At 71.8% G+C, this 19,042-nt stretch carries 18 protein-coding genes; 14 read left to right on the forward strand and 4 right to left on the reverse strand.

Annotation, left to right across the window (positions count from 1 at the left end):
* The first annotated feature begins 1 nt into the window (after nt 1).
* From cbiG to HHUB_RS09095, 7 genes are read left to right on the forward strand one after another with little or no spacing between them, the layout of a single operon-like run.
* Nucleotides 2-976: a cobalt-precorrin 5A hydrolase gene (gene cbiG, locus HHUB_RS09065; protein ID WP_059057299.1), complete on the forward strand. Its 975-nt coding sequence runs from the start codon at nt 2-4 to the stop codon at nt 974-976.
* The gene (locus tag HHUB_RS09070) at nt 973-1,941 is read left to right on the forward strand and encodes a precorrin-3B C(17)-methyltransferase (protein ID WP_082687217.1); all 969 of its coding nucleotides are present in this window, start codon (nt 973-975) and stop codon (nt 1,939-1,941) included. The genes cbiG and HHUB_RS09070 overlap by 4 nt, the downstream gene beginning before the upstream one ends.
* Entirely contained in the window at nt 1,941-2,972 is a 1,032-nt protein-coding gene (cobJ, locus tag HHUB_RS09075; protein WP_059057300.1) for a precorrin-3B C(17)-methyltransferase, read from the forward strand. The genes HHUB_RS09070 and cobJ overlap by 1 nt, the downstream gene beginning before the upstream one ends.
* The gene (locus HHUB_RS09080) at nt 2,972-3,217 is read left to right on the forward strand and encodes a ferredoxin (RefSeq protein ID WP_059057301.1); all 246 of its coding nucleotides are present in this window, start codon (nt 2,972-2,974) and stop codon (nt 3,215-3,217) included. The genes cobJ and HHUB_RS09080 overlap by 1 nt, the downstream gene beginning before the upstream one ends.
* The gene (locus HHUB_RS09085) at nt 3,214-3,912 is read left to right on the forward strand and encodes a hypothetical protein (RefSeq protein WP_059057302.1); all 699 of its coding nucleotides are present in this window, start codon (nt 3,214-3,216) and stop codon (nt 3,910-3,912) included. Before HHUB_RS09080 ends, HHUB_RS09085 begins: the two co-directional genes overlap by 4 nt.
* A complete protein-coding gene (locus tag HHUB_RS09090) occupies nt 3,909-5,132 on the forward strand; it encodes a CbiX/SirB N-terminal domain-containing protein (RefSeq protein ID WP_059057303.1) in 1,224 nt (407 codons plus the stop codon). The genes HHUB_RS09085 and HHUB_RS09090 overlap by 4 nt, the downstream gene beginning before the upstream one ends.
* Nucleotides 5,129-5,500: a DUF3209 family protein gene (locus HHUB_RS09095; RefSeq protein ID WP_059057304.1), complete on the forward strand. Its 372-nt coding sequence runs from the start codon at nt 5,129-5,131 to the stop codon at nt 5,498-5,500. Before HHUB_RS09090 ends, HHUB_RS09095 begins: the two co-directional genes overlap by 4 nt.
* Nucleotides 5,501-5,510: 10 nt before the next feature.
* On the opposite strand, the gene HHUB_RS09100 is transcribed toward HHUB_RS09095, so the two are convergent.
* Nucleotides 5,511-7,571: a VWA domain-containing protein gene (locus tag HHUB_RS09100; protein ID WP_059057305.1), complete on the reverse strand. Its 2,061-nt coding sequence runs from the start codon at nt 7,569-7,571 to the stop codon at nt 5,511-5,513.
* A gap of 34 nt (nt 7,572-7,605) precedes the next feature.
* On the opposite strand from HHUB_RS09100, the gene cobN reads away from it, so the two are divergent.
* The 3 genes from cobN to HHUB_RS09115 are packed head-to-tail and all read left to right on the forward strand — an operon-like array spanning nt 7,606 to nt 12,927.
* Nucleotides 7,606-11,490, forward strand: a complete 3,885-nt coding sequence (gene cobN / locus HHUB_RS09105; RefSeq protein ID WP_059057306.1) for a cobaltochelatase subunit CobN — start codon at nt 7,606-7,608, stop codon at nt 11,488-11,490.
* A complete protein-coding gene (locus tag HHUB_RS09110) occupies nt 11,480-12,175 on the forward strand; it encodes a precorrin-8X methylmutase (RefSeq protein ID WP_059057307.1) in 696 nt (231 codons plus the stop codon). The genes cobN and HHUB_RS09110 overlap by 11 nt, the downstream gene beginning before the upstream one ends.
* Entirely contained in the window at nt 12,172-12,927 is a 756-nt protein-coding gene (locus tag HHUB_RS09115; RefSeq protein WP_059057308.1) for a cobalt-precorrin-7 (C(5))-methyltransferase, read from the forward strand. The genes HHUB_RS09110 and HHUB_RS09115 overlap by 4 nt, the downstream gene beginning before the upstream one ends.
* Here HHUB_RS09115 and HHUB_RS09120 read toward each other — a convergent pair.
* From HHUB_RS09120 to HHUB_RS09130, 3 genes are all read right to left on the reverse strand, one after another.
* Nucleotides 12,924-13,121 (reverse strand): hypothetical protein, encoded by a 198-nt coding sequence (locus HHUB_RS09120; protein ID WP_059057309.1) that lies wholly within the window; start codon nt 13,119-13,121, stop codon nt 12,924-12,926. The genes HHUB_RS09115 and HHUB_RS09120 overlap by 4 nt on opposite strands.
* A 71-nt stretch (nt 13,122-13,192) precedes the next feature.
* A complete protein-coding gene (locus HHUB_RS09125; protein WP_059057310.1) occupies nt 13,193-13,522 on the reverse strand; it encodes a hypothetical protein in 330 nt (109 codons plus the stop codon).
* Nucleotides 13,523-13,601: 79 nt separating this feature from the next.
* On the reverse strand, nt 13,602-14,375 hold the full coding sequence (locus HHUB_RS09130) for a sirohydrochlorin chelatase (protein WP_059057311.1): 774 nt from the start codon (nt 14,373-14,375) through the stop codon (nt 13,602-13,604).
* Nucleotides 14,376-14,474: 99 nt separating this feature from the next.
* On the opposite strand from HHUB_RS09130, the gene HHUB_RS09135 reads away from it, so the two are divergent.
* Genes HHUB_RS09135 through HHUB_RS09150 form a run of 4 tightly spaced genes read left to right on the forward strand, consistent with a single transcriptional unit; the run spans nt 14,475 to nt 19,022 of the window.
* On the forward strand, nt 14,475-15,542 hold the full coding sequence (locus HHUB_RS09135; RefSeq protein WP_256943855.1) for a nicotinate-nucleotide--dimethylbenzimidazole phosphoribosyltransferase: 1,068 nt from the start codon (nt 14,475-14,477) through the stop codon (nt 15,540-15,542).
* Nucleotides 15,539-16,837 carry a cobyrinic acid a,c-diamide synthase gene (locus HHUB_RS09140; RefSeq protein WP_059057313.1) on the forward strand — a complete coding sequence of 433 codons (1,299 nt, stop codon included), beginning with the start codon at nt 15,539-15,541 and terminating at the stop codon, nt 16,835-16,837. Before HHUB_RS09135 ends, HHUB_RS09140 begins: the two co-directional genes overlap by 4 nt.
* Nucleotides 16,834-17,529 carry a cob(I)yrinic acid a,c-diamide adenosyltransferase gene (locus HHUB_RS09145; protein ID WP_082687218.1) on the forward strand — a complete coding sequence of 232 codons (696 nt, stop codon included), beginning with the start codon at nt 16,834-16,836 and terminating at the stop codon, nt 17,527-17,529. The genes HHUB_RS09140 and HHUB_RS09145 overlap by 4 nt, the downstream gene beginning before the upstream one ends.
* Nucleotides 17,529-19,022: a cobyric acid synthase gene (locus HHUB_RS09150; RefSeq protein WP_059057314.1), complete on the forward strand. Its 1,494-nt coding sequence runs from the start codon at nt 17,529-17,531 to the stop codon at nt 19,020-19,022. Before HHUB_RS09145 ends, HHUB_RS09150 begins: the two co-directional genes overlap by 1 nt.
* The last annotated feature ends 20 nt before the right edge of the window (nt 19,023-19,042 follow it).

Genomic DNA, 19,042 nt, shown 5'->3' on the forward strand with positions numbered 1-19,042 from the left:
CATGAGCACCGACAGCAACGACACTGACGACTCCGGAGCGCACTGTTCGACGCCGGACTCCGACGGGGAGGTCGCCGAAGACATCGCCATCGTGGCGTTCGAGCGGAAGATGAGTACGGCGGAAGACATCGTGGCGGGCATCGGCGACCGCTACGACTCCATCGAGATTCTGGAGTACCACGGCGACGTGTTCGCCGAGCACTGGGGCGAGTACGACTGCTTCGTCGGCCTGATGGCCTCCGGCATCGCGATGCGGAAGACCGCCGGCCTGCTCGACGACAAGTGGGACGACCCCGCGGTCGTCGTCGTGGACGAGGAGCTAACGTGGGCGATTCCGCTCACGGGCGGCCACCACGGCGCCAATCAGGTCGCGGACGACCTCGCGTCGATGGGCGCCGTTCCGGCGATGACCACGGCCAGCGAAGCCGCGGGCAAGCAGGGCGTCGAGGAGCGCGCGAAAGCCCTTGACGCGCACGTCGTGAACGGCGACTCCACGGTCGCGACGAACCTCGCGGTGCTCGACGAGAACCTCGGTCCGGTCGCGCGCCTCGACGGCCCTGCGGCCGTGCTCGCCGACGACGACGTCACCGTCCTCAAGCGCAACAAATCGGACGGCGTCGTCCTCGGCACGGGCAGCGTCTCCGGCGCGAAGAAAGAGCAGTTCCTCGACGCGTGGGCGGCCAGCCTCGAAGCCACGGACTACGACCTCGACGACGTGGAGTTCGTCGCCACGGGGACGCGAAAGGAAGAGGAGGACGGCCTGCTCGCCGCCGCTGAGGAACTCGACTTGGGCGTCGTCTCATTCGAGAAGGAGACGTTGGAGGACCACGAGGGCCCGACGCCCTCCCGGTCGAAGGAACTCATCGGCTGGCCGGGCATCGCGGAGGCGTCCGCGATTGCGGGCGGCCGCGACCACGAACTCCTCGTCGAGAAGGAGCGCTACGACGAGGCGGTAACGGTGGCGGTGGGACGATGAGCAGCGAGGCCGAACGGAGTGAGGCCTCGGAAAGTGCGAGTAGCGAGGGACCGCGTCCCTCGGACCATTCGAGCGGGCAGAGCCCGCGAGAAGACGGTGCAACCGCGAGCGAAGACACGTCCACCGACAGCGACGCCGCCACCGCCCCCGACACCAGCGAGTACGGCACGCTCTACGTCGTCGGCATCGGCCCGGGCCTCCCGGGCGGGATGACCCAGCGCGCGAAGGACGTGGTCCGAACCGCGGACTGCGTGGTCGCGTCGAACCTCTACCAGGAGTTCCTGCGGCGGGACGGCACGCTCCCGCCCGAAGATTCGGGCGAGCGCCCCGAGCAGGAGGTCGTGCGCTCGACGATGGGCCGGCAGGTCGAACTCGCGCGCGAGGCGTTCGAGCGCGTCCGCGACGGCGAGGACGTCGCGCACGTCTCCGGCGGCGACCCGAACGTCTACGGGAAGTCCGATCTGGTCTACCTGATGGCCGAGGAGGACGAGGCGTACGACGTCCCCATCGAAATCGTGCCGGGCGTGACGGCGGCGCTGGGCGGCGCGGCGAACCTCGGCGCGCCGCTGTCGAACGACTTCTGCACCATCTCGCTGTCGGAGAAGTGGCGCGGCTGGGACGAGATCGAGGAGAAGCTCCGCGCGGCCGCCATCAGCGGGTTCGTCGTCGTCCTCTACAACTGCTGGCGCGACTACGAGCGCGCCGTCCAGGTGCTCCGCGAGGAGCGCGCGGACGACGTGCCCGTCGCCATCATCAACGACGCCGGCCGCGGCGACGCTGGCCGGAACACCGACGGCGAGACGCACACCGTGACGATGCTCGGCGAGGTCGCCGACCACGACGAGAAGGTCGGCGGCATGGGCACCTCGATTCTCGTCGGGAACCACGAGACGGAGGTATGGGAAAACGACCACCGCGAACACCTCGTCACCCCGCGCGGCGGGCGTGACGTCGAGGACTTCTGATGAGCACTGACGACACCACCACCGAGACGGACGAATCGACCAGCAAGTGTGGCGCAGCAAGCACGACCGAGACGACCAGCGAGTCGAAGTGCGGCGCGTCGGCGTCCACGTCGACAGAGAGCGCGGAGCCGGCAGACTCGTCCAGCGAGTCCAAGTGCGGCGCGAGCAGTTCCGACTCGTCATCGTCCGGTTCGTCGTGCGGCGCCTCGTCGTCGACCGAGGAGAAGGTCGGCTCGACCGTCGAGGACTTCGACGCCGACCCCGGGAAGCTCACCGCCGTCGGGCTCGGCCCGGGCCAGCCCGAGGGGATGACCGACCGCGCGAAGGGCGCGCTGGCGGACGCCGAGCACATCGTCGGGTACACGACGTACATCGACCTCATCCCGGACGACATCACCGACGACGCCGAGGACATCTACGACACGCCGATGTGCGGGGAAGTCTCCCGCACGGAGGAGGCCATCGACCGCGCGCTCGCGGGCAACGACGTCGCCATCGTCGGCAGCGGCGACCCGAACGTCTACGCGCTGGCGGGGCTCGCGCTCGAAATCGTGGAGTCGAAGGGCGCGACAGCCTCCGCGCTGGACTTCGAGGTCGTGCCGGGCGTTCCCGCGGCGCAGTCCTGTGGCGCGCGGCTCGGCGCACCGCTCGTGAACGACTCCGTGAGCGTCTCTCTGTCCGACCACCTCACGCCGATGCCGGAAATCGAGTCGCGGCTGCACGCGGTCGCCGGCGAAGGGTTCACCATCTCCATCTACAACCCGTGGAGCCGCAAGCGCCGCGAGAACTTCCAGAAGGCCTGCGAGATTCTGCTCGCACACCGCGACGCGAACACGCCCGTCGGCATCGTCCACGGTGCGGGCCGCGAGGACGAGGAAGTCGAGATCACGACGCTCGGCGAGCTGGAGTCGTACGGCGAGAGCGACCTCGTGGACATGACCACGACCGTCGTCGTCGGCAACGAGGACACGTACGTCTTCGACGACCGGATGGTCACGCCGCGGGGCTACGAGACGAAGTACGACTACTGATGTACCGCGTCACTATCGACCGCGAGGCCTGCGACGGCGTGTTCGCGTGCCTGACGCGGGACCCGCGGTTCGTCGAGGACGACGACGGCCTCGCCACGTTCGACGCGGACGGCGGAAACGTCGAGCGGACTGACGAGACCGTCGTGGGAACGTTCGAGGACGAGCGCGTCGCGGACGCGGAGGACGCCGCGGCGGCGTGCCCGTTCGACGCCATCACCGTCGAAGCGGTGGAGGGAGAGCCGTGAGCGCCGACGGCACCGGCGTGGACCCGCCGGACTCCGCGCTCGCCGCGTACCCCGAGACGGCGTACTTCTGGGGACACGTCGCCGGCGCGGGCGAACTCAGCGAGTCCTGCGTGACCGTGGAGACGAGCGACGAGGCCGCCGCCGACAAGCTCGCGGCAATCGCGGGCGGTGAGCGCACCGGCCACCGCGTCGAGGAGCGCGAGTACGCCCACGACACGTCGGTGACACGCCGCGAGGACGAGTACACGGTGCAGGTGTTCGGCGGGCTCGCGGAGCGCGCGGCGGCCGCGTTCGGCCTCCCTATCGCGGGCGACGCCGGCGGCTACCGGTTGGACGCACTCGCCGCCCACGACCGCCAGCTCCTCCGCGGAATCGTCGAAGCCTGTGGAACGGTCTGCTTCAAGTCCTCGTCGGGCACCGTGGGGCTCTCCGTCGTCCACGAGGACCGCGCGCTCCTCGAAACGGTGCAGACGCTCCTCGACGACGCGCCAGTGGACGCGCCGTACGGCGACCCCTCTGAGGCGTCCTCGGGCTACTACTTCAGCGTGGAGGACGACGCTGTCCCCGAACTCGGCGCGTGGCTCTACGAGGATAGTGGCAAGTCGGGGCTGTTCGCGCCGTCGCGGCGCCGGAAGCTCCGGCGGAGCCTCGAACAGGCCGACGACGTCACCGCCTCGCTGGAGGTCGAACCGTGAGCCGCACCGACGAGCCCGCGGCGAGCCTGAACGACGAGGCCGTGCTGCTGGTCGGTCACGGCTCGCGCCGCGAGGAGTCCAACGAGCAGGTGCGCACGCTCGCCGCGGACCTCGAAGCGCGGCTAGGCGTGCCGGTGGATGCGGGCTTCCTCGAACTCGCGGAGCCGTCGATAGAAGCCGCCATCGACGCGCTCGCGCCCGCCGTCTCCAGCATCTCCGTCGTCCACCTGTCGCTGTTCGCCGCCAGCCACGTCAAGAACGACGTGCCAGCGGCGCTCCGGCAGGCGCGCGCGGAGCACCCCGACGTGAGCTTCGACAACGGCTCGCACCTCGGCGTCCACCCCGCCATCGTGGACCTGCTTGACGACCACGCCGCCAGCGTGGAAGCCGACCTCGGCGTGGACCGCGAGGACGACGACGTGGCCGTGGTGCTGTGCGCCCGGGGGTCCAGCGACCCGGACGCGAACGCCGACGTCCACAAGCTCGCGCGCCTGCTCTACGAGGGACGGGAGTTCTCCCGGGTGGACGCGACGTTCATCGGCGTCACGGAACCGACGCTGGACGAGACGCTCCACGACGTCGCCAAACACCGCCCGGACGCCGTCGTCGTCGTGCCGTACATGCTCGGCGACGGCGTGCTCACGGGCCGCATCCGGGACGGCGCCGCGGAGTTCGACGACGAGTACCCGTACGTGGACGCCGCCTGCGGCGACCCGCTGGGCACGGACCCGCGACTGCTGGACGTGCTCGGTGACCGCTGGCAGGAAGCCCGCACGGGCAGCGTCGAGATGTCCTGCGACACCTGCAAGTACAAGGTGGAGTTGGACGGCTACGAGGAGGACGTCGGCGGCGCGAAAGCGATGCTGCGCGCGCTCGACCACCGCGAAGCCCACGCCGACCGCGAGAACGTCGCCGACGACCCCCACGCCCACGACGCGCCCGACAAGCACGTCGCCGTCTGCACGAACCAGACGTGCGCCGCGGACGGCGCGCCCGCCGTCCTCGAACGCCTCCGGCAGGCCGCCCGCGACACCGACGACGGGAACGTGCGCGTCACGCGCTCGTCCTGCCTCGGCCAGTGCGGCGACGGCCCGAACGTCGCCGTCTACCCGGAGGGCGTCTGGTACCAGCGCGTCGAACCCGACGACGCCGACCGCATCGTCGCCTCGCACCTCGACAGCGAGCGCATCGTCTCCGACCTCGACTCCCAACTGCTATGACCTGCCACGAACTCGAAGCCCTGCGACTCGGCCTGATGAACGTCCTCGGCACCGACGACCGGAGCGCCCGCGAGCACGCCGAGAAGGAACTGGAAGGCGAACTGGACGGCCCCATCGAGGGGCTGGCGAACGCCGACTCGCTGTCGGAACTCCAGCGGCACCTCGACGCCGCGCTCGTCGACCTCGAAGAGGAGGTCGCCGCGACCGACGAGAGCGACCCCGCGTACGACTACCTCCGCGGCCGCCTCGTCGCGGTGCGGGACGCCGAGCGCTCGCTGGCGCGCGTCGCCGACCACGGCGACTCGCTGCTGGCGGACCTCGGAGAGACCCACCACTCGCTGCACGACGCGTTCCCCGCCGACGAGTAACTGTTCTCTCTCAGCGCTCGTCCCGCGCGGCGCGGACGGCGCCGTCGATTCGCTCCGTCGTCAGCGCGTCCAGCGGCACGCGCTCGCCCCCGGACGCCCGCACCACGTCGCCGACGAGGCCTGCGCGACCCCCCTTGCCGGCGTCCACGACGAGCACGTTCGCGCCGCGGTCGGCGAGCGCGCTCGCCGCCTCCCGGGTGTCCGCCGTCGGCTGGTCGGTACCCGCGTTCGCGCGGCCGTCCGTGACGACGACCACGACCGCGGCGTCCGGGTCCGCGCGCGCCAGCACGTCGTCGGCGGCGCGCAGGCCCGCGGGCAGCGGCGTGCGGTCGCCCGTCGGCAGCGACTTGAGGTGGCGGGCGGCCAGCGTCACGCTGTCCGTCGGCGGCAACACTACGTCGGCGTCCTCGCCCGCGAACGTCACGACGGCGACCTCGTCGCGGCGCTCGTAGGCGTCCCGCAGGACGTCCAGCGCGACGCCCTTCGCGGCGCGCATCGGCCCGCGCATCGACGCGCTGGCGTCCACCGCGAACACGACGAGCGCGGACGCCGACCCCGCGCGCACCGACTGCCGGAGGTCGCGTTTCTCGACGCCGTCGGCGCCGCGTGCCGCGGCCGCCCGCACCGACGCCGCGGCGTCCACGCTGTCCGTCGCGGACGCGCGCTCGGTCCGCACGCGCGCCCCGCGACCGCCCGCGCTCGGCGTCGCACTCGCGCCGCCAGTCCCGGAGGCGGTCTCCGCGTCGGGTGCGTCCGTCTCGGGCGCTCGCCCCGCCGCCGGGTCGGGCGTCTCCGAGCGCGACTGGCCGGGAACCAGCGGCGCCGCTTCCTCAGAATCCTCGCTCTCGTCCCCGCGCTCGGAGTCGTCGCCGTGGTCGGCCTGCCCGCTATCGCCCTCGCGGTCCTCGCCGGCGCCGTCCGGCTGTGGGGCTGGCGACGACTCGTCGCTGTCCTCGTCCGGTTCGGAGTCCGCGCCCGAGTCGTCGGCGTCGTCGCCCGCGTCGGCGTCCGAGTCGTCGCTGTCGGTGCTCTCCCCGCCGTCCTCGCCGTCGTCGAAGTGGTCGTCTACTACGTCCTCGGGGTCGGGCGCGTCCTCGAAGGGACGGGACTGGAGGCGGTGCGGGAGCGCGAACTCGGCGGCGCGCTGGACGTCGGCCTCTGTGACGGTGGGCCGGCCGTCGAGCGCGGCGAGCGTGCGCGCGGCGCGAGCGGTGGCGACGTCGGCGCGGTGGCCGTCTACGCCCGCGTCCCGGCAGAGCTCGGTAATCTCGCGGACGAGCGAATCCGGGAGGTCCACGTCGGGGAGCAAGTCGCGGGCGTCGAGCAGGCGCTCGCGGACGGCCTGCGTCTGGTCGGCGTAGTCGCCGTCGAAACCGTCGAGCGCCCGTTCGACGATTTCGGCGCGGTCGTCGAGGTCATCGCTGCCCGCGACCCCCACTCGGAGCGCGAAGCGGTCGCGGAACTGCGGGCGCAGCTCGCCCTCCTCGGGGTTCATCGTCCCAATCAGGGTGAACTCGGCGGGGTGGGCGGCGCTGACGCCGTCGCGCTCGACGCGGTTGACGCCAGCGGCGGCGGCGTCGAGGAGGACGTCCACGAGGTGGTCGTCGAGGAGGTTCACCTCGTCCACGTAGAGGAACCCCCGGTTGGCGGCCGCGAGTAAACCGGGGTTGAACTCGGCATCGCCGTCGAGGGCGTCCGGCACGGACAGCGACCCGACGACGCGGTCCCGGGACGCGCCCAGCGGGAGCGTGACGAACGGCACGGGCCGAGTCTCGACGGGCGGGTCCGCTCGCGTCCGGCAGTCGGCGCACTGGCTCTCGGGGTCGTCGGGCGGACAGCCGTAGGGACAGTCGGCGACGGCGCGCTGGTCGGGGAGCAGGTCGGCGAGCGCGCGGGCGGCCGTGGACTTCGCGGTGCCCTTCTCGCCGGTCGCGAGGAGGCCGTCGAGGTCGTCGTTGGCGGCGACCGCGAGCAGCGCGTCCTTGAGGTCGCGCTGGCCGACGACGGCCGGGAACGGCGTCCGAGCACGCCCCGCCTGCGATAGCTTTTTCCCGCTTCCTAGTTCAACCATAGTTGTAATACCGCAACCGGAGTTTAACATACTTATGCCTGAGATTGCACTCTACACCGCGACCGAGAACGAACTCGGCTCGATTCAGGCGGCCGCCGAGCGCGTGGACGCCGACCTCCTCGCGCGCTCGGAGAGCGACCTCGACGACGACGCCGACGTCGAGGCGTTCCTCGACGCCGCCGAAGACGCCGACGCCGCCGTGTTCTGGCTGCACGGCGCCGAGGACAGCATGCCCGGCTACGACCGCGCGACCCGCCGGCTCGCCGACGCGGGCGTCCCGCTCGTCGTGAAGTCCACGGGCGACGCGTACGCCGTCGAGGACACCACCGTCGCCGCCGAGGACCGCAACACGGTCTACGAGTACCTCGACCGCGGCGGCACGGCGAACGTCGCCAACTGCGTGCGCTTCCTCGCGGACCGCTACTCGGCGGCCGATCTCGCGTACGACGACCCCGTCGCGCTCCCCACGGAGGGCGTCTACCACCCCGACCACCCGGGAGCGAGCTACGAGGAACTCCGCGCGACCTTCGACCCCGACGCGCCGACGGTCGCGGTCTGGTTCTACGAGTCCCACTGGACCCACGAGAACACCCGCTACGTGGACGCGCAGGTGCGCGCGCTCGAAGCGCAGGGCGCGAACGCGCTCCCCGTCTTCTGCAATCCCGCGACGGACACAGACGAACAGGAGGACGCGGAGTGGGTGACGGACGAGTGGCTCATAGAGGATGGCGAGCCGGTCGTGGACGCCGTGCTCTCGTCGTTCATGTTCTCGCTGTCGATGGACGAGCGCGGGCGCTCGGCGTCCGACGAGGGCGACGCCGCGGAGGACGTGTTCCTCGACCGCCTCGGCGTCCCCGTCCTCCAGACCGTCACGACGATGCGCTCGCGCTCACGGTACGACGCCGCGGACACGGGCGTGATGGGCTTCGAACTCGCGCTCTCGGTGGCGCTCCCGGAGTTCGACGGCAACGTCATCACCCACCCCATCTCGGGGAAGGAGCGCACCGACGACGAGGCCGGCATCGGCTCCGCGCCGAAACAGCACTTCCCCATCGAGGACCGCGTCGAGCACGCCGCGAGCCTTGCGGTGAACTGGGCGCGCCTGCGCCACCTCGACAACGACGAGAAGCAGGTCGCCGTCGTCCTCCACAACTACCCGCCGAGTGACGACGGCATCGGCACCGCGTTCGGCCTCGACACGCCCGAGAGCACCGTGAATCTGCTGGACGAACTGGACGCGCGCGGGTACGACTTAGGCGGACAGACGCCGCCGGAGGGACAGGCGCTCATCGAGCGACTGACCAGTCAGCTCACGCTGGACGACCGCTGGGTCGCGCCCGAGGACGTGCGCGAGCACAGCGTCGACGTGGTCTCGACCGACGAGTACGCCGAGTGGTGGGCGGACGCCGACCCGGACTTCCGCGAGAACGTCCTCGCGGAGTGGGGCGACCCGCCCGAGCGCCCGTTCGCGATTCCGGGCGTCGAGTACGGGAACGTGCTCGTCACCGTCCAGCCGCCGCGCGGGTTCGGGATGGACCCGGAGAAAGTCTACCACGACAGCGACCTCCAGCCGCCACACGACTACTACGCGTTCTACGCGTGGCTCCGCGAGGACTTCGACGCGGACGCCGTCGTCCACCTCGGCACGCACGGCAGTCTGGAGTGGCTACCCGGGAAGACGGTCGGCCTCGATTCGGCGAGCGCGCCGGACGCGCTGCTCGGCGACCTACCGAACGTCTACCCGTACATCGTCAACAACCCCGGCGAGGGCACGCAGGCCAAGCGCCGGTCGTACGCCGCAGTCGTGGACTACCTCACGCCCGTGATGAGCAACGCGGGCACGTACGACGAGCTCGCCGAACTCGAAGAACTGGCGTCGCGCTACCGGGAAGCCGGTACTGGCTCCGGGGCAGATAGCGAGGAACACCTCGCGGAGCGCATCCACGGACTCGTGGATGAACTCGACCTCGCGGTCGAACTCGGGGTCGAGGGAGAAATCGAGGAGAAGGCGGACGTGCGCGGCCCCGAGGAAGCAGGCACGTCGCTCGCGGAGGGCGACGTGTCTGGTGACGACGTGGGCATCGAGGAGCTGGTCGAGCGCGTCCACGAGTACGTGACCGACGTGAAGACGACCCAGATTCGGCTGGGGCTCCACACGATGGGCGAACCGCCGGCGGGCGACCGGCTCGTAGAGTACCTCGTGGCGCTCACGCGCCTCGAAAATCCGGGCGCGCCGTCGCTCCGGGAGAGCGTCGCGGGCGTACTCGGTGTCGATTACGAGACGATGCTGGACTCCCCGGGAACGTACAGCGAAGAGCTGAGGATGGCGTACGCGGAGGCCGCCGACGAGGTGTACGAGACGAGTGTGGACCTCGTGGAGACGCTCGCCGCCGAGGGCTTCGACGTGCCGGCGTCGAACGTCGAAGCCGGCGCGGACGACGAGGTGAACATGAACCTCCTCGTCGTGGACATCGACACGCTCGGGGACGCTCGGGCGAAGTCCGGCGCGCACGACGACCTCCGCGACGTTCTCGCATTCATCTGCGAGGAGGCCGCGCCGCGGGTGTTCGGCGCCGAATCGGAGATCCCGCAGACCGCGGACGCGCTGAACGGCGAGTACGTCGAACCGGGCGGGAGCGGCGCGCCGACGCGCGGCGGCGTGGACCTCCTGCCCACTGGACGGAACTTCTACACGCTGGACCCGCGGAAGGTGCCCGCGAAGACGGCGTGGGACGTGGGGAAGGAAGTCGCGGACGGCATCGCCGAGCGCCACCACGACGAGGAGGGCGAGTACCCCGAGGAGGTCGGAGTGGTCGCGTGGGGGACGCCGACCGTCCGCACGCGCGGGGAGACCATCGCGCAGGCGCTCGGTCTCATGGGCGTCCGGCCCGTGTGGACCGACGCCGGCCGCGTGGACAGCGTGGAGCCGATTCCCCTGGACGAACTCGGGCGGCCGCGAATCGACGTGACGACGCGCGTCTCGGGGCTGTTCCGGGACGCGTTCCCGCAGGCGGCTGGCGTGATTCACGACGCCGTGGAGGCGGTCGCGGACCTCGACGAGTCCCACGAGCAGAACTACGTGAAGAAGCACGTCGAGGAGGACGCCGAAGAGCTCGAAGCACAGGGCGTCGAGAACCCCGAGAAAGCCGCCAAGCACCGCGTGTTCACGACCCGGCCGGGCGGCTACGGCGCGGGAACGAACAAGGCCGTCGACGAGGGCGAGTGGGACGACCGCTCGGACCTCGCCGAGGTGTACGTCCAGTGGGGCGGCTACGCGATGGGGTCCCGCGGGAAGGTCTCCGAGGCCCACGACGCCTTCGAGCGCCGCCTCGGGAGCGTAGAGGCGACCGCGAAAATCGAGGACACGATGGAGCAAGACGAGTTCGACTCCTCGGACTGGTACGCGTTCCACGGCGGCTTCATCACCGCGGTCGCCGAGGAGTCCGGCGAGGAGCCCGCGTCGTACGTCGGGGACTCCAGCGACCCGGACAACGTGGCCGTGTACACGAACGAGGAGAAGGTCCGGAAGGCGATGCGCGCGCGCGTACTGAACCCCGAGTGGCTGGACTCGATGGAGGAGCACGGCTACAAGGGCGCCGGCGACCTCTCCTCGACGGTGGACGTGACGCTCGGCTGGGACGCCACCACGGGCGTCGTCTCGGACAGTCTCTGGGAGGAAGTCGCCGAGCAGTACGCCTTCGACGAGGAGCGCCAGGAGTGGATGCGGGACGTTAATCCGTGGGCGCTGGACTCCATCACGGACACCCTGCTGGAGGCCGTCGAGCGCGGGCTCTGGGACGCCGACGACGAAACGGCAGAGCGCCTGCGCGACCTGAATCTGCAGGTGGAGGGCGACTTGGAGGCCAGGGCTAGCGACTCCCCGGCCGTGACTCAGGAGGTGTCCTCGGATGACGACTGACGGCGACTTCGAGGCGTACGCGGACCTCGGCGCGACCACGGAGAACGCGATGGACATCGCGGAGACGAGCATGGACCGCGTGCGCGAGCTCGTGCCCGACGAGACGCTCGCGGACCGCGTGCGACAGAAGTCCGTCCACGCGACCGGCGACCCCGAGTTCCAGCACCTCGTGCGGTTCACGGGCGGCGACGACTCCGAGCCCGTCCGCGCGGGCGCCCGAGCGGTCCTCGACGAGGCGCCCATCGTGACGGACATCACGATGGTCAAAGCCGGAATCACGGGCCGCGGCCACGACTGCGAGGTGCGGAAGGCCATCGGCAACGGCGCCGACCTCGCCGCGGAGACGGGGATGACCCGCACGGCCGCGTCCGTGCTCGAACTCGACAAGGAGGGCGTCTACGACGGCGCGATAGCGGTGGTCGGGAACGCGCCGACGGCGGCGCTCGCTCTCGCAGACTGCATCGAGGACGGAACGCGGCCCGCGGTCGTCGTCGCGACGCCCGTCGGCTTCGTGAAGGCCGCCGAGAGCCGCAAGCGGCTCCGCGAGGTCGCCGCGGAACACGGCGTCCCCGCCATCACGAACGTCGGGCGGCGCGGCGGCAGCGGGCTCGCCGCCGGGCTGACGAACGAGCTGATTCACGTCGCCAGCGACGCCCGCGACGGCGACGCCTCCCTCGAATCGTGAGCGACGACTACGACCTCGATTCGGGGCCGGACCCGGCGGCGTTCGCGGCCAGCGAGCCGGAACCCGACTTCGGGACCGAGGCGGTCGTCCACGCGGTCGGCGTCGGCCCCGGCAATCCGGAGTTCCTGACGCCGCGCGGCGAGCGCGCGATACGCGAGGCCGACGTCGTCGTCGGCTTCGAGACGGTCGTGGACTTCGTCGCGGACCACACGGACGCCGACCTACTGACGTGTGGCTACCGCGACGAGGGCGAGACGCTGGCGGCGTTCGCGGAGCGCGTCGCGGCCGGCGAGCGCGGGACGGCGGTGCTGATGGGCGACCCGAACCACTCGGGCTACCAGTTCCTCGGGAAGGTCGAGCGCGCGGTCGAGGCGCCCGTGCGCGTGGTCCCGGGCATCTCGTCGCTCCAGGTGGCGGCGAGTCGGGCGCGCACGCCGATGGAGGACGCGGAGTTCGTCACGCTCCACAAGAGCGGTGACCTCGCGCCCGACCTCGCTCGGCTCCGCGAGGCCGCGGGCGAGCGCCACCTGCTCGTGCTGCCGCGGCCGTTCGACCTGATGCCCGGGGACGTCGCCGCTGACCTGCTCGAAGCGGGCGCCGACCCGGACCTGTCGGCGCTCGTGCTGGAGAAACTGACCCACGACGACGAAGCGATTACGCGGACGACGCTCGGCGACCTCGCCGCGCACGCCGGCGAGGAGACGCCGTTCTCGGACCTGTCGGTGCTGGCGGTGCGGCGGGGCGGCGACTAGACGCCGGCCGCAATCGCTTCGAGCGCGGCGAGCAGCCGCCACGCGTAGTAGCCGATTCCGACCAGGAGCGCCGGCAGGACGCCGAGCAGCGGCTGGTGAGCGATTACCAGCGAGTACGCGAACACGGCCACAAGGAGGGCGACGATGGCGACGGTCCACGAGCGGGGGAGGGACGGGGGCGAGTAGTCGGACACACGCGCAGTTCCGCGAGAAGTGACGTAATGGTTACGCGTATTTGCAGTGCGCGTGACGTCCGGTCAGCGCCTCACGCGAAGAGCGCGACGCCGACCACGCCCGCGAGCGCGAGCGCCAGCGAGAAGCAAATGAACAGCAGGCGGCGCGGCCCGCCGGCCTCGGTGGGTGCGGACAGAATCTGGTCGTCGCTGGCCACGACCTCGGGCGTCTCGGAGTTCTCGTTGATGCTGGTGGTGCCGGCGAGCAGCGCGACGGCGGTGAGCCCGCCGAACGCGTAGACGAACGCGGGCATCGTGAGCGGGAGCGACTGCGAGGCGGCGACGGCATACCCGAGCGCGGCGACGACGGCGGCCGCGGCGCCGCCGTAGAGGGCGGGCGAGAGCAGGGCGCGGAGGTCCATATTTCCGCGTAGAAACGTCAGAGCAAAAAGAATTGTGTGGGGGTTCGGCCCACGGCGTTCCCGCACCGGCCGGCGACCGCTAGCGGCCGTCGCCGTCGGCGGCGAACGCGGCGGCGTCGGCGGTCAGCGACGCCTCGAAGGTCGCGGCGCCGTCGCGGTCGGCGAGCACGCGCCGCTGGGCGAGCTGGGCTTCGACGGCGTCCGTGAGGCGGGGGTGGGCGCCGAGCGGGTCGGCGTACGCGAGGCCGCCGCGGTCGAGTTCGAGGCGGTCGGGGATATCGCGGTCGGTGGCGTCGCCGCCCGCGACGAACAGCGGGACGGCGACGGCGTCGTCGGCGTCGAGGTTGTAGCGCAGGCACTCCGCGGCGGGGTTCTGGACGAGGTAGCTGGTGGCGACGTCGTCGTAGTCGCCGTTCGCGCGGAGGCGCGCGGCGTGGTACTCCGCGACCTGTCGGTGGTAGGGGCGGGAGCTGGCGCCGAGCGCGACGAGGCCGAGCGCCTCGGGGGTGCCGTCGGCGGCTTCCGTAGCGCGGTCGCGGAGCGCGTCGGTCACGGCGGGACTGCGACAGACGGGCTCGCAGTAGTGGACGGCCGCGTCGAGGCGGTCGAGCGCGGCGGGGACGCCGACCGTGGTCTCGCGGCCGTGGGCGGCGGTCATCGGGACGGCGAACGCGCGGTCGGCGTCGACGGCCGCGAGCTGGTCGCGGAGGTCCCGCCGGGGCTCGTGGCGGAAGTGGCAGGCGTGGACCGCGTCCGCGACGCCGCGGTCGCGCAGGCGGCTGGCGTGGGTGGCGAGCGTTTCGCGGGCGTGGGGCGTGTCCCGGCCGAGCAGGACGAGAGCGTCGCGTGTCATGGTAGTAAAGTTGGATTGTTCTAACCCAACTCGGTTTGCATAACGTCGCGGGCCGCCTCCCCTAATAGCTTGCGCTGGCCGCGCCGAACGAAGCCACCACTGACGAACCCGACCGCTGAATTAAAGTTCGCTTGTGCTTTCTCGGAGAACGTGTCCGACACGCAGACGCTGTTCGCGCTCGTCGCCGGCGCCACCGAGACGGCGGCCATCGACGGCATCAGTGCCGCCGGCGCCGACCCCGCGCTGATGGCGCACACGCCCAGCGCGGACGCCGAAATCCTCGCGTACGGCCGGCCCGTGCGAGCGCCGGTCGTCCCCGTCAGTCCCTCCGGCTGCCCGACGCCCGCAGTCGTCACGCGCGCCGCCCGCGAGCGCGTGGACTTCGAGAGCGTCGTCGTCGATGCCGGCCTCGCAGAGCCCACCGGCGCGCCCACTGTCGACGTCGGTGCGGCGCCCGGCGGGGACGTCCGCGACCCCGAACCCGTTCCCGACGCCGGAGGCATCTTCGCCGACGCGCGCCGCTTCGGCGCCGACCTCCCCGCCGAGAGGCTCGTCCTCGCGGAGACGATTCCCGGCGGCACCACCACCGCGATGGGCGTCCTCGCCGCGCTCGGCGAGCGGCGCGCCGTCTCCTCGTCGCTCCCCGAGAACCCCCTCGAACTCAAGCGCGAGGTCGTTGACGAGGGCCTCGACGCCAGCGGCCTCGCGCGCGGTGGCCTCGCCGGCCAGCCCACCGACGCGGTCCGGCAGATGGGCGACCCCGTGCTCGCCGCCGTCTCGGGGCTCGCGGTCGGCGCGCTCGAAGCCGGCACGGACGTACTGCTCGCGGGCGGCACCCAGCTCGCCACCGCGGGCGCGCTCGTCCGCCACGCCGGCCTCACCGCGGACCTCGAACTCGCGACCACGTCGTTCGTCGCGGCCGACGACTCCGCGGACGTGCGCGCGCTCGCCTCGGAAAACGACCTCGCGCTCACCGTCACCGACCCCGGATTCGACGCCCGCGACGACCACCCGGCGATGGCCGCGTACCTCGCCGGCGAAGCCAAGGAGGGCGTCGGGATGGGCGGCGCGCTCGCGCTCGCCGACGAGGCCGGCGTCGGAATGGACTCCATTCGGGACGCAATCACAGCGGTCTACGACCGGGTGACCGGGGAGGCCGCGCCGTGAAGGGCATTGTCCTCGGCGGCACGGCCTCCGGCGTCGGGAAGACCGTCGCGACGCTGGCGACCCAGCGCGCGCTCGAATCGGCGGGCTACGACCCCCAGCCGGCGAAGGCCGGCCCGGACTTCATCGACCCGAGCCACCACGAGCCCGTCGCCGGGAAGCCCTCGCGCTCGCTGGACCCGTGGCTGGCCGGTGACGAGGGCGTGCGCCGGAACTACTACCGCGGCGACGGCGACGTCTGCGTCGTCGAGGGGATGATGGGGCTGTACGACGGAAGCGTCGCCAGCACCGCGGGCGTCGCCGAAGCGCTGGACCTCCCGGTCGTGCTCGTCGTGGACGCGAGCGCGGGGATGCAGAGCGTCGGCGCGACCGCGCTGGGCTTCCGCGAGTACGCCGCGGAAGCCGGCTACGACGTGGACGTGGTCGGCGTGCTCGCCCAGCGCGCGCACGGCGGCCGCCACGCCGACGGCGTCCGCGACGCGCTCCCCGACGGCGTCGCGTACCTCGGCCGGATTCCGCCCAGCGACGGCCTCGACGTCCCGGACCGCCACCTCGGCCTCCTGATGGGCGACGAGGCGTCCGTGGATGCGGCGGCCGTGGACGCGGCCGCCGAGCACGTCGATGCCGAACGGATAGTCGAACTCGCTCGCGAGCCGCCGCGACCAGACCCGGAACCGACGCGCGCCGAGACCGGCAAGCGCGTGGCGGTCGCCGCGGACGCGGCGTTCTGCTTCGAGTACCCGGCGACCCGGGAGCGCCTCCGCGAGCGCGCGGACGTGGTGCCGTTCTCGCCGGTCGCGGGTGACGACCTGCCAGACTGCGACGGCGTCTACCTGCCCGGCGGCTACCCCGAACTGCACGCCCGCGCGCTCGCGGACTCCCCGGCGCTCGACTCGCTCGCGGAGCGGGCGGCCGACGGTCTGCCCGTGCTCGGCGAGTGCGGGGGATTCATCGCGCTCGCGGAGTCACTGACGACGACCGGCGGCGAGACGCACGAGATGGCGGGCGTGCTCCCGGCGGACGTGACGATGCGCGAGCGCTATCAGGCGCTCGCCCACGTGGAACTCCGGGCTCGCGGCGACGCGCTCACCGCGAGCGCGGGCGAAACGCTACGCGGGCACGAATTCCACTACTCCGAGGCCGAGGTCGCCGGCGACGCGCGGTTCGCGTTCGACGTCGAGCGCGGCAGCGGCATCACCGACGAGCGGGACGGACTGACCGAGTACCGAACGCTGGGCACGTACGCCCACGTCCACGCCGACAGCGGCGCCTTCGACGCATTCATCGAGAACCTATGACCGACCAAACCGACGACAGCGACGAGCAGGCCGACCAGCACGCGCGAACACCCGGGAAGGGCCGGACGCCGACCGCGCGCGAGATTACGCCGACCGCGCCCGAGGAGTTCGGGCTCGTGCAGGTCTGGTGGGGCGACGGCAAGGGCAAGACCACCGCGGCGCTCGGGATGGGGTTCCGGGCGGCCGGCCACGGCCACCGCGTCCACCTCCTCCAGTTCATGAAGGGCGGCACCGCCAGCGTCGAGGACGTCCGCGGCGAGTACAACGCCATCGCCGAGATGCCCGGGTTCACGTACGAGAACTCCGGGCACTACGGCTGGCACGGCTTCCTCGACGGGAGCGACGACGACGAACACCGGGCTCGCGCGCAGGGCGGCCTCGCCCGTGCCCGCGACCTCGTCGACGCCGCCCACGACACCGACGGCGAACTGCCGCTGGACGGCCCCGCCAACGACGGCGTCCACATGCTGATTCTGGACGAAATCCTGTACGCCGCGAACCGCGGGCTCGTCGACCCCGAAGACGTGGTTTCGCTCGTCGAGGACAAGCCCGAGAACCTCGAACTCGTGCTGACGGGCGGCCACGACGAACCCGCGTTCGCGACCGAGCACGCGGACCTCGTGAGCGAGGTGCGCAAGCAGATCCACCCAATCGACGCGGGCCAGCGCGCCCGCAAGGGCACCGAGTACTGATGGCCGACGCCCGCACGCTGCTGGTCGCGGGGACGGCCTCCCACGTCGGCAAGAGCACCGTCGCCGCGGGGCTCTGCCGCCACCTCGCGGATTCGGGGGTGTCGGTCGCACCGTTCAAGGCCCAGAACATGAGCAACAACGCGCGCGCCGTCCCCGCATCAGAGGCGGCGGACGCGCCGTGGGGCGAAATCGGCGTCTCCCAGTACGTGCAAGCGAGAGCGGCCCGCGTCCCCGCGACCACGGACCACAACCCCGCGCTCCTGAAGCCCCGCGGGGACGCCGAGAGCCAGCTCGTCCTCGACGGGCAGGCGGCCGGACACTATGCCGCCGGCGACTACTACGACCAACACTGGGACGACGCCCGCGAGACCGCGGAAGCCGCCCACCAGCGGCTCGCCGCCGACCACGACGTGATTGTCGCGGAGGGCGCGGGCAGCATCGCGGAGGTGAACCTCCACGACCGCGACCTCGCGAACGTCGAGACGGCAAGGCTGGCCGACGCGGACGTCCTCGTCGTCGTGGACATCGAGCGCGGCGGCGCGTTCGCCAGCCTCTACGGCACGCTCGAACTGCTCCCCGACGACGTTCGGGAGCGCGTCGCCGGTGCGATAATCACGAAGTTCCGCGGCGACCCCGCGCTGCTCGAATCGGGCATCGAGGAAATCGAGGAGCGCACGGGCGTCCCAATTCTGGGCGTGCTCCCGTACGACGACCCCGGGCTCCCCGCCGAGGACAGCCTCTCGCTCCCGGACGAGGGGCGAGCAGTCTTCGGCAGCGACGCCCCCAACGAGCGGAGCGTCACGGTCGCCGTCCCGCGACTGTCCCGCATCTCGAACTTCACGGACCTCGAACCGCTCGCGCGCGTCCCCGGCGTGCGGGTCGCGTACGTCCCACCGGAGAGCGAGTTGGACGACGCGGACGCGGTCGTGCTCCCGGGCACGAAGAACACGGTAGACGACCTCCGAGAGTTGCGCGCCGCGGGGTTCGGCGCCGAACTCCGGGCGTTCGACGGTCCCGTTGTCGGGCTCTGCGGCGGCTACCAGCTGCTCGGCGAGCGCGTCACGAACGCCGGCGTCGAGTCCACCGACGACCTCGATTCCGTCGAGGGGTTCGGGCTGCTCCCCGTCGAGACGGCGTTCCGCGAGAACAAGCGCGTCGAAGCCGTCACCCGGATGCTGGACGGCGTGGGGCCGCTCGCCGGCGCGAGCGGCGAGGTGTCGGGCTACGAGATTCACATGGGCCGCACCGACGTCCCCGAGTCGCTACCGAACCCGGTGGGACCGACGAGCGCCGCGACCGACCGCGTGCTCGGCACGTACCTCCACGGGCTGTTCGAGAACGAGACCGCGCGTGAGGCGTTCGTAGACGCCGTCTACGAGTACGCGGACCGCGAGCGGCCGGCGGCTGGCGGTGGCCGACAGTCGCCGTACGACGCGGCCGCCGACCTCGTGCGCGAGCACGTCGACCTCGCCGCGCTGGAGCTCCCCGCGTAGCCACCGACCGATTCAAGTCC

The sequence above is a fragment of the Halobacterium hubeiense genome (genome assembly GCF_001488575.1).
Taxonomy (GTDB): Archaea; Halobacteriota; Halobacteria; order Halobacteriales; family Halobacteriaceae; genus Halobacterium; species Halobacterium hubeiense.

Bases quoted from the DNA above. Each gene is read 5' to 3' on its own strand.
- cbiG (WP_059057299.1), top strand. From the start codon at position 2: ATGAGCACCGACAGCAACGACACTGACGACTCCGGAGCGCACTGTTCG.
- HHUB_RS09070 (WP_082687217.1), top strand. From the start codon at position 973: ATGAGCAGCGAGGCCGAACGGAGTGAGGCCTCGGAAAGTGCGAGTAGC.
- cobJ (WP_059057300.1), top strand. From the start codon at position 1,941: ATGAGCACTGACGACACCACCACCGAGACGGACGAATCGACCAGCAAG.
- HHUB_RS09080 (WP_059057301.1), top strand. From the start codon at position 2,972: ATGTACCGCGTCACTATCGACCGCGAGGCCTGCGACGGCGTGTTCGCG.
- HHUB_RS09095 (WP_059057304.1), top strand. From the start codon at position 5,129: ATGACCTGCCACGAACTCGAAGCCCTGCGACTCGGCCTGATGAACGTC.
- HHUB_RS09100 (WP_059057305.1), bottom strand. From the start codon at position 7,571: ATGGTTGAACTAGGAAGCGGGAAAAAGCTATCGCAGGCGGGGCGTGCT.
- cobN (WP_059057306.1), top strand. From the start codon at position 7,606: ATGCCTGAGATTGCACTCTACACCGCGACCGAGAACGAACTCGGCTCG.
- HHUB_RS09110 (WP_059057307.1), top strand. From the start codon at position 11,480: ATGACGACTGACGGCGACTTCGAGGCGTACGCGGACCTCGGCGCGACC.
- HHUB_RS09125 (WP_059057310.1), bottom strand. From the start codon at position 13,522: ATGGACCTCCGCGCCCTGCTCTCGCCCGCCCTCTACGGCGGCGCCGCG.
- HHUB_RS09130 (WP_059057311.1), bottom strand. From the start codon at position 14,375: ATGACACGCGACGCTCTCGTCCTGCTCGGCCGGGACACGCCCCACGCC.
- HHUB_RS09145 (WP_082687218.1), top strand. From the start codon at position 16,834: ATGACCGACCAAACCGACGACAGCGACGAGCAGGCCGACCAGCACGCG.
- HHUB_RS09150 (WP_059057314.1), top strand. From the start codon at position 17,529: ATGGCCGACGCCCGCACGCTGCTGGTCGCGGGGACGGCCTCCCACGTC.